This is a genomic window from Micromonospora sp. NPDC049047, from assembly GCF_040649135.1.
Taxonomy (GTDB): Bacteria; Actinomycetota; Actinomycetes; order Mycobacteriales; family Micromonosporaceae; genus Micromonospora.
The window spans coordinates 1-14,664 of sequence record NZ_JBEZEY010000034.1; the positions used below are offsets into that span (position 1 = coordinate 1).

At 71.8% G+C, this 14,664-nt stretch carries 14 protein-coding genes; 4 read left to right on the plus strand and 10 right to left on the minus strand.

The genetic code is table 11. From position 1 onward, the window contains the following. On the minus strand, positions 1-775 hold a 775-nt coding region (locus AB0B86_RS32230), incomplete at its 3' end, for an FGGY family carbohydrate kinase (RefSeq protein ID WP_357420444.1). Between the two features lie 207 nt (positions 776-982). On the opposite strand from AB0B86_RS32230, the gene AB0B86_RS32235 reads away from it, so the two are divergent. Further along, positions 983-2,902, plus strand: coding sequence for an anthranilate synthase family protein (locus AB0B86_RS32235; protein ID WP_357407235.1), 1,920 nt, complete (start codon positions 983-985; stop codon positions 2,900-2,902). A 78-nt stretch (positions 2,903-2,980) separates the two neighbouring features. On the opposite strand, the gene wrbA is transcribed toward AB0B86_RS32235, so the two are convergent. The 4 genes from wrbA to AB0B86_RS32255 all read right to left on the minus strand — a co-directional run bounded on the left by wrbA (position 2,981) and on the right by AB0B86_RS32255 (position 5,493). Continuing rightward, entirely contained in the window at positions 2,981-3,598 is a 618-nt protein-coding gene (gene wrbA / locus AB0B86_RS32240) for an NAD(P)H:quinone oxidoreductase (protein ID WP_357407237.1), read from the minus strand. 283 nt (positions 3,599-3,881) lie between these two features. Continuing rightward, positions 3,882-4,250: a DUF3037 domain-containing protein gene (locus tag AB0B86_RS32245; RefSeq protein WP_357407239.1), complete on the minus strand. Its 369-nt coding sequence runs from the start codon at positions 4,248-4,250 to the stop codon at positions 3,882-3,884. After that, positions 4,247-5,005, minus strand: coding sequence for a HipA family kinase (locus AB0B86_RS32250; RefSeq protein ID WP_357420446.1), 759 nt, complete (start codon positions 5,003-5,005; stop codon positions 4,247-4,249). The genes AB0B86_RS32245 and AB0B86_RS32250 overlap by 4 nt, the downstream gene beginning before the upstream one ends. A gap of 95 nt (positions 5,006-5,100) precedes the next feature. Next, on the minus strand, positions 5,101-5,493 hold the full coding sequence (locus tag AB0B86_RS32255) for a hypothetical protein (protein ID WP_357407243.1): 393 nt from the start codon (positions 5,491-5,493) through the stop codon (positions 5,101-5,103). A 179-nt stretch (positions 5,494-5,672) separates the two neighbouring features. On the opposite strand from AB0B86_RS32255, the gene AB0B86_RS32260 reads away from it, so the two are divergent. Beyond that, positions 5,673-6,782, plus strand: a complete 1,110-nt coding sequence (locus tag AB0B86_RS32260) for a winged helix DNA-binding domain-containing protein (protein ID WP_357407245.1) — start codon at positions 5,673-5,675, stop codon at positions 6,780-6,782. Positions 6,783-6,793: 11 nt separating this feature from the next. Here AB0B86_RS32260 and malQ read toward each other — a convergent pair whose 3' ends face one another. From malQ to AB0B86_RS32285, 5 genes are all read right to left on the minus strand, one after another. Next, positions 6,794-8,863: a 4-alpha-glucanotransferase gene (gene malQ, locus AB0B86_RS32265; RefSeq protein ID WP_357407247.1), complete on the minus strand. Its 2,070-nt coding sequence runs from the start codon at positions 8,861-8,863 to the stop codon at positions 6,794-6,796. A 185-nt stretch (positions 8,864-9,048) separates the two neighbouring features. Continuing rightward, the gene (gene ugpC / locus AB0B86_RS32270) at positions 9,049-10,257 is read right to left on the minus strand and encodes a sn-glycerol-3-phosphate ABC transporter ATP-binding protein UgpC (RefSeq protein ID WP_357407249.1); all 1,209 of its coding nucleotides are present in this window, start codon (positions 10,255-10,257) and stop codon (positions 9,049-9,051) included. A gap of 10 nt (positions 10,258-10,267) precedes the next feature. After that, positions 10,268-11,104: a carbohydrate ABC transporter permease gene (locus AB0B86_RS32275; RefSeq protein ID WP_357407251.1), complete on the minus strand. Its 837-nt coding sequence runs from the start codon at positions 11,102-11,104 to the stop codon at positions 10,268-10,270. Between the two features lies 1 nt (position 11,105). Further along, positions 11,106-12,089, minus strand: coding sequence for a sugar ABC transporter permease (locus AB0B86_RS32280; protein WP_357407253.1), 984 nt, complete (start codon positions 12,087-12,089; stop codon positions 11,106-11,108). Then, positions 12,086-13,372: an ABC transporter substrate-binding protein gene (locus AB0B86_RS32285; RefSeq protein ID WP_357420449.1), complete on the minus strand. Its 1,287-nt coding sequence runs from the start codon at positions 13,370-13,372 to the stop codon at positions 12,086-12,088. Before AB0B86_RS32285 ends, AB0B86_RS32280 begins: the two co-directional genes overlap by 4 nt. 213 nt (positions 13,373-13,585) lie before the next feature. Here AB0B86_RS32285 and AB0B86_RS32290 point away from each other — a divergent pair, with 213 nt between their 5' ends. Further along, positions 13,586-13,963 (plus strand): PadR family transcriptional regulator, encoded by a 378-nt coding sequence (locus AB0B86_RS32290; protein ID WP_357420451.1) that lies wholly within the window; start codon positions 13,586-13,588, stop codon positions 13,961-13,963. Between the two features lie 3 nt (positions 13,964-13,966). Next, positions 13,967-14,662 (plus strand): hypothetical protein, encoded by a 696-nt coding sequence (locus AB0B86_RS32295; RefSeq protein WP_357407259.1) that lies wholly within the window; start codon positions 13,967-13,969, stop codon positions 14,660-14,662. Positions 14,663-14,664 lie beyond the last annotated feature (2 nt).

The following is a 14,664-nucleotide window of genomic DNA, read 5'->3' on the forward strand; positions in this document are numbered from 1 at the left end:
CCGCCGAGGTGCCCACGGTGACCGCGGCGCGGCTCGGATCGACGCAACCCGAGCCGACGTTCGACGCCCCACCGTCGCCCACCGGTGGTGACCACCGGGCCTGCGCCAGCTGCGGCCACCGGCGGGCCAGCTCCGGCCGGAGCCGACCGTGCCAGTCCAACTCGCCGAGCTCCGGCAGGTCCCCCGGCCGCGCCCCGGCCAGGGTCAGCGCCTCCTCGTCCCAACGCAGGGTGCGCAGGTCCAGCAGACCGGTCCCGGAGGCCTGGGACACCGACATGGGCGCAGCGTCGAGCAGTTCGCCGAGCACGTACTCGGGCAGGCCGACGAACCGGGCGATCGAGCTGCCGGACTGGGCACGCAGCCAGGGCACCCGCATCGACCAGTACGAGCGGTGCCACCAGCAGCCGGTGCGCTGGTGGAAGCCGTCCGGGTCGCCCGGTCCGGCCGTACCGCCGACCGGGGCGGGCCGGGTGTCCAGCCAGGTGAGCACCGGGCCGAGCGGGGTGCCGTGGTCGTCGAGTGGGAGCACCGAGTGCCACTGGGCGGAGATCGCCACCAGGTCGACGTCGTGCAGGTGACCCGCGTCGGCCAACTCGTCGAGGCACTCGATCAGGCAGGCGAGGTACCCGGGGCCGGACAGCGTGCCGGTGCCGTCGTCGCCGATGGCGAGGTCGACCTTGCGACGGGCCAGCGCGTCGGGCAGCGGGCGGCTGTCGGAGTCCAGGACGAGCCCGCGTACCGAGGAGGTACCCAGATCGAGCGCGAGAATGTTCATCGCCGGTCAAGTTACCCGGTGCCAGGCGGGCGCCGGGCGCGTAGGGTGGATCACATGCTCGCGCATCTGACCTGCTGGTGGCCCGCCAACCCGGCGGCCACCCTCCGCGCGTAGCTTCATCCACGCGGCCGCCATCGAGGCGGCCGCCGGTTCTCCCGGCCCGGATGGCCGCCCCGACCGGCGGCGCCCGGCCCCATGGAGACATCGATGACCCACCTGACCGACCTGCTCGCCGCCGTGACCAGTGGCGCCGACCCGGGCCCCTTCGCGTTGCTGCGCCGCGACGGCGCGGACGAGTTGGAGTTGTTCACCGGCCCGGTCGACACCGTCGAGCGCCTGGCCGACATTCCACTGCCGGCCGGCCCGCCCGGAGCCCGGACGCTGGCCCTGGTCCCGTACCGGCAGATCACCGAACGCGGCTTCGCCTGCGTCGACGACGGCGCTGCGCTGGAGTGCCTCCAGGTCCGCGAGCACCGGCGGATCGCGCTTGCCGACGCCCTGGCCACGCTGCCCGACGAGCCGGTCCGCACCACCGACGTCGCCTTCGACGTCACCGACGAGGAGTACGCCGGGACCGTGCAGCGGGTCCTCGCCGAGGAGATCGGCCGCGGCGAGGGCGCGAACTTCGTCATCCACCGCACCCTGCACGCCACAGTGCAGGGCCGACCGCTCGTCGCCGCGCTGGCCGCGCTCCGCCGGCTGCTGGTCGCCGAACGCGGCGCGTACTGGACGTTCGTCGTGCACACCGGCACCAGGACGCTCGTCGGTGCCAGCCCGGAGCGGCATGTGAGCGTCGACGACGGGCTCGTCATGATGAACCCGATCAGCGGCACCTTCCGGTCCGGCGGCGGCACCGCGGACCGGGAGGCACTGCTGCGCTTTCTCGCCGACCCGAAGGAGGTCGAGGAGCTGTACATGGTGCTCGACGAGGAGCTGAAGATGATGGCCACCGTCGCCGAGGACGGCGGCCAGGTGATCGGGCCGTACCTGAAGGAGATGTCGCACCTGGTGCACACCGAGTACCTGCTGGCCGGGCGGGGCACCCGCGACGTTCGGGAGGTGCTGCGCGAGACGATGTTCGCCCCGACCGTGACCGGCAGCCCGATGGAGAACGCCTGCCGGGTGATCGCCCGACACGAGGGTCGCGGTCGGAGTTACTACGCCGGTGTGCTGGCCCTGCTCGGCCACGACGAGGCCGGCCGGCAGACGCTCGACGCGCCGATCCTGATCCGTACCGCCGAGATCTCCCCCACCGGCCACCTGCGGGTGCCGGTGGGCGCCACCCTGGTCCGGCATTCGACGGCGGCCGGCGAGGTGGCCGAGACGCACGCCAAGGCCGCCGGGGTGCTGGCCGCGCTCGGCCTCGGGCCGGCGGCGTCCGCCAGCGCCGGCCCGGTCGCGCGGCTTGCCGACGACCCGGCGGTACGCGACGCGCTGGCCGCCCGCAATGCGCCGCTGGCCCGGTTCTGGTTGGACCAGCGGGCGCCGGACGCGTCCCGGCTGCCCGCTCTGGTCGGCCGCCACGTGTTGATCGTGGACGCCGAGGACACCTTCACCGCGATGCTGGCCCACCAACTGGGCGCGCTCGGCCTCACGGTGAGCCTTCGGCAGTGGCACGCGGGTGGCCCGGTCGACGACTACGACCTGGTGGTGGTCGGTCCCGGGCCGGGCGACCCGGGCAGCTCGACCGAGCCGAAGATGGTGGTGCTGCGGGAGTTGCTGACCGAGCTGCTGACGACCGGGCGACCCACCCTCGCGGTCTGCCTCGGCCATCAGGTGCTGGCCGGGCTGCTGGGGCTGTCCCTGCACCGCCGGGAGGCCCCCTACCAGGGCATGCAGCGGGAGGTGTCGCTGTTCGGTCGGGTCCGGCGGGTCGGGTTCTACTCCACCTTCACCGCGCGGGCCGAGGCGGACCGGCTGGCCAGCGCGTACGGGTCGGTGGAGCTGGCCCGGGACGCGGGCGACGGCGCCGTGCACGCCCTGCGGGGGCACGGCTTCGCCGGGGTGCAGTTCCACCCGGAGTCGGTGCTCAGCCCGGACGGGCTGGCGGTGCTCACCGAACTGCTGACCGATCTGCTGCCGGCACCGCGTGCCGACGAGCTGTCCGCCACTGGTGGACGGGCTTAGCCGTCCCCCGCACCGGGTAGGGCTGGCGGCGACCGGTGGCGTGGACGGGCTGAGAGCCCCCGCCCACGCCACCGGTCGTCAGCCGGCCAGGCCCGCCTTCAACGCGGTTCCCAACAACACCGCGCGTCGGGCGGTGAGCGCGCAGGCCCCGAGTGCCACAGCGTCCGGGGCGATCTCCCCGTTGTTGCTTGTGTGCGAGGCGCCGTACGGGTTGCCGGCGATGAACTGGCTGGTGTCGGTGTAACCGGGGGCGACCACCACCCCGCCCCAGTGGTAGAAGACGTTGAAGAGCGAGGTCAGCGTGGTCTCCTGGCCGCCGTGCGAGGTCGCCGTCGAGGTGAAGGCGGCGTACACCTTGTTGGCGAGCGCCCCCTGGGCCCACAGCGGACCGGTGGTGTCGATGAACTGCTTCAGTTGGGCCGCCACCATGCCGTACCGGGTCGGGGCACCCATGATCACCACGTCGGCCCAGGCCAGGTCGTCGACCATCGCCTCGGGCACATCCTGGGTCTCCAGATGGTGCGCCTGCCAGCCGGAGTTGGAGCGGATCGCCTCGTCTGGCGCCAGCTCGCGGACCTTACGCAGGCGGACGTCGGCGCCGGCCTCTCCGGCGGCCTCACAGACGGCCTGCGCCATCTGGTACGTGATGCTCGTGGCGCTGTAGTAGATCACCGCTACCTTGGTCTGGGCAGCCATCAGATGTCCCCTTCTCGTCTCGGGTCAGCTCTCGCGACTACCCGGTGGCCATGACCTCTAACGGCGGGGCGGACGGACCCCTGTTCCGGTCCGCCGGCTCAAGTTTTCCGCAACTTCCCGACTGTTTCGGTCCCCCGGCCCGTACGGACGGCGATCCTGATGCCACCGGTGCCGGCGGGAACCGACCGCCGCCCCGCACCGCGCACCTGAACGGGGGATCGCGCTCCGCCAGCAACGACGCTGGCGTAGCGCGATCAGGGGACCCACCCCGGGCTGCCGCCGCTCAGCGGACCAGGGCCGCCATCAGCCGTTCCAACTCGGCCGCCGGATCGGCGGTGAGCCCGGTGTGCACCGGCCCGGTCTGGATCATCGTGCTGCGTGGCGCGGCCAGCCAGTGGAACCGCTCGCCCAACCGCATCCGGGTCGCCGGCCCGTCGCCGGAGCAGGTCCGGTCCCAGGACGAGAGCACGGCGGCCACGGCCGGCAGGTCGACGTCGGGCGCCAGCGCGCGGACCCGGTCGGCGTCCAGGTGGGTACGCGCCGCCAGGAAGTCACGCTGCTGGCAGTAGAGCAGCACCCCGACGTTCATCTGCTCGCCGCGCTCGATGCGGGGCACCAGCCGGATCAGCGCGTACTCGAAGGGGTGCCTCATGCGGCGCTCCCCTGCGGCAGCCAGTCGGTGGTGCGGGCGACCCGGCGGGACAGGTGCTCCAGGTACGCGGCGCGGGCGCTCTCGGCCGTCGCGAAGTCGGCGGCGGTCAGCCACTCCGCCGGCACCAGCGCCAACACCTCGGTGAGCAACTCCGGGGTGATCCGGGGAGCCAACTCGGCGTCGGCGTCGGCCAGCCGGGAGGCGTACGGTGCGAGCACGTGGTCGTCGGCTCGGTAGGCGCGGTGCACTGCCGCCCCGGCGCGCGGCCAGTTGTGGTGGAAGTAGAGCGCGGCACCGTGGTCGATCAGCCACAACTCCCGGTGCCAGACCAGCAGGTTGGGGTTGCGCCAACTCCGGTCGACGTTCTCCACGTACGCGTCGAACCAGAGCACCCGGGAGGCGAGCGTCGGGTCGACGGAATGCGCCAGCGGGTCGAAGCCCAGCGCCCCGGGCAGGAAGTCCATCCCCAGGTTGGCCCCGCCGCTGTTGCGCAGCAACTCCTGGACCTCCTGGTCCGGCTCGGCCCGCCCGATGACCGGGTCGATGTCGAGCACGACCAGTGCGGGCACCCGCAGCTCCAGACGGCGGGCCAGCTCGCCGCAGATCACCTCGGCGATCAGCGCCTTGGGCCCCTGGCCGGCACCCCGGAACTTCGCCACGTACGTGCCCAGGTCGTCGGCCTCGACGACGCCCGGCAACGAACCACCCTCGCGCAGCGGGGTGACGTAGCGGATCGCGGTTACCTGGCGGAGCACGTGGCCCACCCTACTGTGATCTCCGAGGCCGGGGTCGGCGTGGTCGCCGCGGACCGGGCCGGGGGCCAGCGGCATGCCCTGGCCCCCGCACACCCTCAGTCGAGCTTGTCGCGCAGCTTGTCGACCTGGGTCTGGAGCCGGTTCACCGCGTTCTCGTTGTTGACGAACGTGGTGATGCCGGCGGCCAGTCCGAGGCCGATCAGCACGGCCAGGATGCTCAGCACCAGGCCGCCGATCGACACGCCACGACCGGTGACCCCGGGTCGACGCGCCATCTTGAGGCCGACGATGCCGAGGATGATCCCGATGATGCCGAGCACCAGCCCCAACCAGGCGAGGATCGCCGTCAGCACGCTGAAGAAGCCGGCCACCCCGAACACCAGGGCGAAGGTGGCAGCCGCGCTGGTCTTCGCACGGGCGTCCCCCCGGTGGCCCCGGGACCCGGCGGTTACGCCGGCCCCGCGGGCCGGCTCGCTTGCGGCAGTCATGAGACTCCCTTCCGTGCGCGCGGCGCGCGCACCTCCGGGCGACCGCCTTCCCCCTGCGTGGGCGGTTATGCCACCCGTCGGGGCGACACCACCGGTGGCAGCGGGCCGGCACCGCCGGCACGGGGTCGATGTCGGCCGGTTGCCCTACCCTGGCGCGACGACCCCGGGAAAGGAGCTCGATGAGCAGGGACCTCACGGCGTCCGAAGCGCTCGGTCTGCGGATGGCGAGCCTGCTGCTGCGCCCGCACCCGGGCGGCCAACCCGGCAGTGTCGCCGACGTCGTGCAGTGGTTCGGCGCGATGCAGGCGCAGGACCTGGCGAGCGGTCTGTGGTCGCTTGGCGCCCGGCTGCCCGGGCAGACCGTCGTTCAGGTGCAGGCGGCGTTGGAGCGGCGCGAGGCACTGCGCACCTGGCCGATGCGGGGCACCGTGCATCTCGTTCCGCCCGCCGACGCCCGTTGGATGCTGGCGTTGACCGGCGTACGCTCGCTTCCCGCCTCGGCGACCCGGCGGGCACAGCTCGGCCTCAGCGAGGCCGACGAGGCCCGCGCGATAGACGTGCTCGGCGAGGCGCTGGCCGGCGGCGGCCGGCTCACCCGCGCGCAGTGCCTCGCCACCCTGCGTGCGGCCGGCATCGGCACCGACGGGCAACGCGGGTACCACCTGCTGTGGTCCGCGAGCGTGCGCGGGGTGACCTGCCTGGCCCCGAACGTCGGGACCGAACAGACCTTCGCGTTGCTCGACGAGTGGGCGCCCGAGTCACGCCAGCTGGACCGGGACGAGGCCCTGGCGCTGCTCGCCCTCCGCTACGTCCGTGGGCACGGGCCGGTCACCGCCCGTGAGTTCGCCGGCTGGAGCGGCCTCACGCTCACCGACGCGCGACGCGGTCTGGCCGCCGCCGAGAACGCGCTCAGCACCGTCCGGGTCGACGGCGAGCCGATGTACGTCGACGCGGCGCTGGCCGAGATGCCTGGTGTTCCGGATGACGACCTGCTCGTGCTGCCCGGCTTCGACGAGTACCTGCTCGGCTACCGGGATCGCCGGCTGATGCTCGACCCCAGCCACCAACCGGCCGTCGTACCGGGCAACAACGGCATCTTCCAGGCAACGGTGGTTCGCGCCGGTCGGGTCGTCGGAGTGTGGAAGCGCAAGGTCGGCCGCGCCGCGGTCACCGTGACCATCCAACCGCTCGCGCCACTCGACGCCGTGGCCCGGGCCCGGGTGGAGCAGGCGCTGGGACGGTACGCGGACTTCCTCGGGCTCCCGCCCCGATTCACCTGGCTGGGGTGACCGGGCCGACGTCAGTCCTCGGCCGGCGCGGTGTTGGCCCGTCGGGGCCGGGCGGTGCTGAGCAGGTCGACGATCCGCGCCACCCGGGGGTCCGTGCGGATCTCCGCCACGGTCGCCGGCAGCGGCAGTCGCCAGTTCGGGTACTCGTCCACGGTGCCGGGCATGTTGGGTTGGCGCACCTCGCCCAGCACGTCGTAGAGGGAGACGCCGAGCAGCCGGGCCGGGCTCGCGACGAGCGCGGCGTGCATCGCCACCACCACCTCGCCGTCGGGTGATGTCGCCGCCGGCCGGCTCAACGCCGAATCGGAGGTCGCGGCCGGCTGGCCGAGCGCCGGGCCGGAGGTCGCGGTCGGGTCGGGCAGCGCCGGGTCGGGCAGCGCCGGGTCGGGCAGCAGGCCCTCGGCCCGCAACATCGCGAGCAGGCGCTCCCGGTCGGCGGCGGCGCGGGCCCGCTCCACCGCCACGTCCGTGCCGAGCAGTTTCAGCTCGTCGCGCACCCGCACGTGCTCGCCGGTGAGGAAGCCCGGTGCGGTCGGCAGGTCGTGGGTGGAGATGGTGGCGAGCGCGTTGCGCGGCCAGCGGGCCGGCGGGACGAAGTCACCCTCGTCGTCGCGGGCGAGCCACAGCACCGTCGAGCCGAGCATGTTGCGGCCGCGCAGCCCTCGGGTCACCGCGGGCTGGACCGTGCCGAGATCCTCACCGACCACCACCGCGCCGGCCCGGTGCGCCTCGAGCGCGAGGATGCCGAGCATCGCTGCGGCGTCGTAGCGGACGTAGGTGCCCTCGGCGGCCCCGCCGCCCGGCGGCACCCACCACAGCCGCCACAGGCCGGCGACGTGGTCGATCCGCAGGCCGCCCGCGTGCCGCAGGGTGCGGCGCAGCATGTCCCGGTAGGCGGCGTACCCGGTCGCGGCGAGCCGGTCCGGGCGCCACGCGGCGAGGCCCCAGTCCTGGCCGAGTTGGTTGAAGTCGTCGGGTGGGGCCCCCACCCGCACACCCTGGGCCAGCACGTCGGCGAGCTGCCAGCCGTCCGCGCCGCCCGGATCGATGCCGACCGCCAGGTCGTGCACCACGCCGACCGGCATCCCGGCCGCGCGGGCCGCCGCCGTGACGGCGTCGAGCTGCTCATCGCAGAGGTGCTGCAGCCAGGCGTGGAAGGCCACCCGGTCGGCGAGCTGGCGGCGCTGCTCGGCGACGGCCGGGGCGTCCGGGTGGTGCAGTTCGGCCGGCCAGGCCCGCCAGTCGTTACCGTGCCGCTCGGCCAGCGCGCACCAGGTGGCGAAGCTCGCCAGCGCCGGGTCCGCGGCGAGGTCGACCGGCTCGGCGTGCGGGTGCAGCAGCTCGAGGGCGTGCCGCTTGGCCGTCCACACCTCGTCGTAGTCGATCCGGGCAGCGCGGTCGGGGCGCAGGGCGTCGACCACCGCCCGGGTCGCCGGGTCCGCCGCCCGGTACGCGGCGGTGTCGCTGACCCGCAGGTAGAGCGGGTTGACGAAGCGTCGGCTGGCCGGCGAGTAGGGCGAGGCAGCGACCGGGTGCGCCGGCCCGACCGCGTGCAGCGGGTTGAGCAGCACCAGCCCGGCGCCGGTGTCACCGGCCCAGGTGGTGAAGTCGGCGAGGTCGCCGAGGTCACCCATGCCCCAGGAGCGTTCCGAGGTGAGCGCGTAGAGCTGGAGCAGCCAACCCCAGGTGCGCGGCGGCACCGGCAGCCGGCGGGGCACCACCACGAGTGTCACCTCCCGGCCGGCGCAGGCCAGCCGGTGCCAGCCCAGCGGGAGGTCGGCCGGCAACTGACCGTCGACAGTGCGCCGACCACCGTCCTCGAGGGTCACCACCGCGGAGCCGGGCAGTGCCCGGGTGGCGCCGTGGGTGAGCACCACCGTCTCCGGCAGCGCGTCCCGGTCGACCGCGCGGGCGGCGGCGAGCGCCTCGGCGATGGCCGCCGGGCTGGTGGCGTCCACGTCCAGCAGGCCGAGCACGCCCACGACGGTCTCCGGTGCGACCTCGACGCGGCGGTGCCGCCAGTCCTCGTACCACGTGGACACGCCGTGCGCCGTGGCCAGCGCGGCCAGTCGTCGGTCCATCCCGCCCCCCGCCTCACGATGCGACCTTCGACCACCTTGCCACGACCTGCGGCGCGGCGCAGGACACGATCGGGGGCCGGCGGGTTCACCGCCGACCCCCTCGTCAGGATCCCCGTTGCGGGGGCATCCCGCACGGCCCGACACCGGCACGATGATCGAGTGCGATCGGGGTGCCGGATCCGCTGTCAGTCGGCGAGCGCGCCGGCCGCCCGCCCCTCGCGCAGGGTCAGGTTGCGGCCGCTGGCCGGGTCGAACAGGTGGATCTTCTCCAGGTTGAACCAGACCCGGCGCGACTCTCCCTCGGCCACCGGCGACTCGGCGGACAGCCGGGTCACCAGGTTGTCGCCGCCACCGGCGAAGTCGGCGGCGCCGGCGTCGGCGGCCAACTCCTCCAGCTCGGCGGCGCTGGCCTTCTCGCCCTCCACGGTGAAGTAGACGTACTTGTCCGAGCCCATCGACTCGACGATGTCGACAGGCGCCTCGAACTCCATGCCCCGGCGGCGGGTGTCGTCGTCGACAAGTTCGGCGTCCTCGAAGTGCTCGGGGCGGATGCCGAGGATCAGCTCCCGGGGTGCGTCGGCGGCCTCCAACTCGCGGCGGACCCGGTCGCCGAGCGGCACGTCACCGAGCGCGGTGTGCAGCCGGCCGTCCTGGACGGCTGCGTGCAGGAAGTTCATCGACGGGGAGCCGATGAAGCCGGCCACGAAGAGGTTGCGCGGGTGGTCGTAGAGCTCCTGCGGTGCGCCGACCTGCTGCACCGCGCCACCGCGCATGATCACCACCCGGTCGCCGAGGGTCATCGCCTCGGTCTGGTCGTGGGTGACGTAGACGGTGGTCGTGCCGAGTCGCTTCTGCAGCCGGGACACCACTGTGCGCATCTGCACCCGCAACTTGGCGTCGAGGTTGGACAGCGGCTCGTCCATCAGGAACGCCTTGGGCTGGCGGACGATCGCCCGGCCCATCGCCACCCGCTGGCGCTGCCCGCCGGAGAGGTTGGCCGGCCTGCGGTCCAGCAGCGGGGTCAGCTCCAGCACCTTGGCCGCCTCGTCGACCTTGGAGTTGATGGTCTCCTTGTCCAGCTTCGCCAGCCGCAACGGGAACGCCATGTTCTCCCGCACCGTCATGTTCGGGTACAGGGCGTACGACTGGAACACCATGGCGATGTCCCGGTCCTTGGGGGCCTTGTCGTTGACCCGCTGGCCGGCGATGCGCAGCTCGCCGGAGCTGATGTCCTCCAACCCGGCGATCATGTTGAGGGTGGTGGACTTGCCGCAGCCCGAGGGGCCGACCAGGATCACGAACTCGCCGTCGGCGATCTCCAGGTCGACGTCCTGCACGGCGACGGTCCCGTCCGGGAAGCTCTTGCTCACCTTGTCCAGCACGATGTCAGCCATGACTACTCACCTATCCCTTGACGGCGCCGGAGGTCAGACCGGACACGATGCGGCGCTGGAAGAAGAGGACGAACAGGATGATCGGTACGGTGATCACCACGGCGGCGGCGCAGATCGCCCCGGTGGGGTCCTCGAACTGTGACGCGCCGGTGAAGAACGACAACGCGGCCGGCACCGTGCGGGACCGCTCGGTGGAGGTCAGCGAGATGGCGAACAGGAAGTCGTTCCAGCAGAAGATGAACACCAGGATCGCCGTGGTGAACAATCCGGGCGCGGCCAGCGGGGCGATCACCCGACGGAACGCCTGGGCCTGCGTGGCGCCGTCCATCTTGGCCGCCTTCTCCAGGTCCCAGGGGATCTGCTTGAAGAACGCCGACAGCGTGTAGATCGCCAGCGGCAGGGCGAAGGTGATGTACGGCAGGATCAGCCCCGGCCAGGTGTCGAAGATCTTGAGCTGACGCTCGATCTCGAACAGCGGGGACACCAGCGACACCTGCGGGAACATCGCGATCAGCAGGGAGACCCCGACCAACAGCTTCTTGCCGGGGAAGTCCAGCCGGCTGATCGCGTACGCGGCCATCGCACCGAGCACCACAGCGATCAGCGTGGCGATCAGGGCGATGCCGATGGAATTGACGAGCGCTCGGACGAACTGGTCGGTGTCGAAGATCGTTCGGTAGTTGTCGAGCGTCCACTCCCGCGGGATGAAGTTCCCGTCGGTGAGGGTGGCCGACGTCTTGAACGACAGCGACGCGATCCAGAGCACCGGGATGAGCGCGAAGACGATCACGAGGACGTCCAGCAGGCCCCAGCGCAACTTCGCCCGGGTGGTGGTTTCGACAGCCATGTCAGCGCCTCTCCCCGTCGTCGCTGCCGGGAGCAGCGGTGCCGAACAGCTTCACGAAGACGAACGCGATGATCGCCACGGTGATGAAGATCAGCACCGACATGGTCGAGCCGATGCCGAGGTTCAGGCCCCGGATCAGGTTGTTGTAGGCGAGCATCGACACCGACGAGGTTTCGTTGCCCCCGGCGGTCAACACGAAGATGTTGTCGAAGACGCGGAAGGCGTCCAGGGTGCGGAACAGCAGCGCGACAAGGATCGCCGGCTTCATCACCGGCAGCATCACCTTCGTGAACTTCTGCCAGGCGGTCGCGCCGTCGGTGGAGGCCGCCTTGAGCAGGTCCTCCGGCACCAGCGCCAGCCCGGCCATCAGCAGCAGCGCCATGAACGGGGTGGTCTTCCAGATCTCCGCGAGCATGATGATCGCCAGCGCGCTGGCCCGCTCGGTGAGCGGCGCACCGTCGCTGAACAGCTCGGCCAGGTAGCCGGTGCCGGGCGTCCAGGCGTACCGCCAGGAGAACGCCGCGACGACAGTGACGATCCCGTACGGGATGAGCGCCGAGGTGCGGACCAGGCCGCGGCCGACCAGGGTGCGGTGCATGATGATCGCCAGGCCCATGCCGAGCACCAGTTCGACGACCACGGTGACCACGGTGATCAGTGCGGTCACCCCGAACGCGGTCCACCAGAACTCATTGGTGAGCACCGTTACGTAGTTCTCCAGCCCGATGAACTCACGTTCGTCGGGGAAGCGCAGGTCGAAGCGCTGTAGTGACAGCCAGACCGAGTAGATGATCGGGTACGCGGTCACCGCGACCATCACCAGCGCGGCGGGTGCGCAGAGCAACCAGCCGAGCCGGCGTTCGGCCTTCTTGTTCTCGCTCAACGGCGGCTTACGGCGGCCGCCGCGTTGGGTGGGCACGGCGGCGGGCGCACGGGTCTCCTGGGCGGCGACGTCCGCGCCGGTAGGCGTGGCGTTGATGCTCACGGCAGGACCCCCTTCGACTGGAGGGCGTCGGCGATGGCGTCGCGTAGCTCGTCGGCGGTCTGCTGCGGCCGGATCCCCGACGGCGGCGACAGGATCGCCGACATCACTGTGGAGATGCTCTGGTACGCCGGTGTCAGCGGACGGGTCGCCGGTTCCTTCAGCTCTTCCAGGATGGTGTCCTTCATCGGGTACGCCTCGGTCATCTCCGGGTCGTCGAAGACCGCCTCGATGGTGGGCGGCACGCCGTCCTTGATCGCGGAGAACTTCTGGTGCTCGGCGCTACGGATGCACCGGGCCGCCTCGAAGGACATCTCCGGGTGCTTGGAGTACGAGCTGACCGCCAGGTTGACTCCGCCGATGGTGACCTTGCTGGGGGTGCCCTCGTCGACGCCGGGGATCCGCGCCCAGCCGACCTGCTTGGCCAGGTCCGGGTTGGCCTCCTGCAGGGCCGGGTAGACGAACGGCCAGTTCACCTGGAACGCGCCCGAGCCGGACTGGAACTCCAACCGGACCGGGTCCTCGGTGGCGTTGCTGAACGACGGCGAGGTAACGCCCGACGTGGCGAACTTCTTGAGCTGCTCCAACGCCCGGACCGTGCCCTCGTCCATCACGGCCTGCGTACCGTCGTCGTTGAGGATCTTCCCTCCGGCGCTCTCGGCCAGGGTGTTGTAGAGGACGACCAGGCCCTCGTACTGGGCCCCCATGGTGAGCACCTGGTACGGCTTGCCCTGGTCCTTGAGCTGCTGGGCCGCGCTGATCATCTGGTCCCAGGTGGTCGGCGGTTGCGGCACCAGGTCCTTGCGGTACCAGAGCAGCTGGACGTTTGTGTTCTTCGGTGCCGCGTACAGTTTGTCCTGGTAGCGGGCGGTCGACAGTGGCCCGGCGAGGGTGCCCTGCTCGATCTCGGCCTTGTCCTGGCCGGTCCACTCGCGGATCCAGTCGGCGCTTGCGAACTCCTGGGTCCAGGTCACGTCCAGCCCGAGCAGGTCCATGCCGCTGTCCTCGGCGGCGAGCCTGCGCACCATCTGCACCCGCTGGTCGTCGGCCTGGCGGGGCAGCACCTGGTAGGCAATCTCGTAGCGCCCCTGGGCCTGCGCGTTGCAGTCGTCGACGACCTTTTGCAGGTTCTGCTCGGGCGGGTAGTACAGGTTGATCGTCGGTGGGCCGCCGTCGTCGCCCGCGCCGCACGCGGCGAGCGGTGCGGCCAGCGCCAACGAGGCAGCCGCCGCGCCCAGCCGAACAATCGGCCGGCGTCGGTGTCGAGCCGTTTCGGGGTCCGTCATCGCCCTCCCCCTCTCCTCGGCGAAAGACCGGGGAGGGCGTCCGTGCCCCGGTGCACGGCGAGCCATGTCCAAGTCGACGAGCTGCGAAAACGCCCCGGCCCGGAAGCTCTGTGCGGCTACTCTGCCCCACCCGCGAAGTCGCGAAACCTGCTGTCACAGCGGAAGTCCGTTCCGGTATATCGCGACGCCAAATAGCGAGGTAGTATGTGTCGCATGATAGGGGCGGAGAGCCAGCCGATCGACGACAACGACCGGCAGACCCAACTACTGCGGGGCGCGCTGGACATGTGTCTGCTGGCACTGCTGGCGCGCGAGCCCGCGCACGGCTACGAGTTGGTGCGGCGGATGGAGACGGCCGGCTTCGGCGCCATCAGCTACGGCACCATCTATCCCCTGCTGACGCGGATGCGCCGACTCGGCCTCGTCGCTCACGAACAGCAGGCCAGTCCGACCGGCCCGCCCCGAAAGGTCTACGCGCTGACCGGGTCCGGTCAGCTCCACCTGGATGCCTGGCGGAAACAGTGGGACCGCTTCACCGACACCGTCGACGCCGCCCTCCGCCCGCTCGACCACAACCCCACGAGGAGCTGACCCATGGACACCATCGACTGCCTGCTGAGCGAAGCCGACCAGGCGTGGCGTGGGTACGGGGTCGGCGCGGCCGACCGGGCGGCACTCGCCGCGGACCTGCGCCTCGACCTGCGGGCCGCGGCCTCCGACGGGGGCGATCCCGCCCAGTTGATCGGCGGCGACGTGGCCGGCTTCGCACGGCGGCTCGCCGACGAGGCGGGCGTCCGACGGGTGCGCGGCGACTACTGCCGGGTTCTCGGCACCGCACTGACCGGCGCGGTGCTCGGTGCCGTGCTCGGCTACGGCCTCCTGATGGCGGCCTACCCGGTCTTCGTCCGCATGGTCGACATCCCCCGCTCGATCGACGTACCGATCCAACTCGCCGTCGCCGTCTACTACGGCGTACCGGCCGTTGTGGTCGCCGCCGGAATGGTCATCGCGGTACGGACTCGACTACGTGACCTGCCCATGATTCGGCGGACGGCTCGGATGATGACCGTCTTCGTACCGGTGGCCTGCATCATCATCATGCCGATCACCATCGGTTTCGCCTGGGCCACCGGCTACAGCTTGGCCCCGTCAGTGGTGGTCACGGAGATCGCCCTGGTCCTGGCCGCACTCGCGGGCGCCACGGCACTGGCACGTCACCTGTCAGTGCGCGAGGGCCGGGCCGCCTCCGACACCTCGCACCCGGACACCACCAGAGTCAAACCCGCCTGACG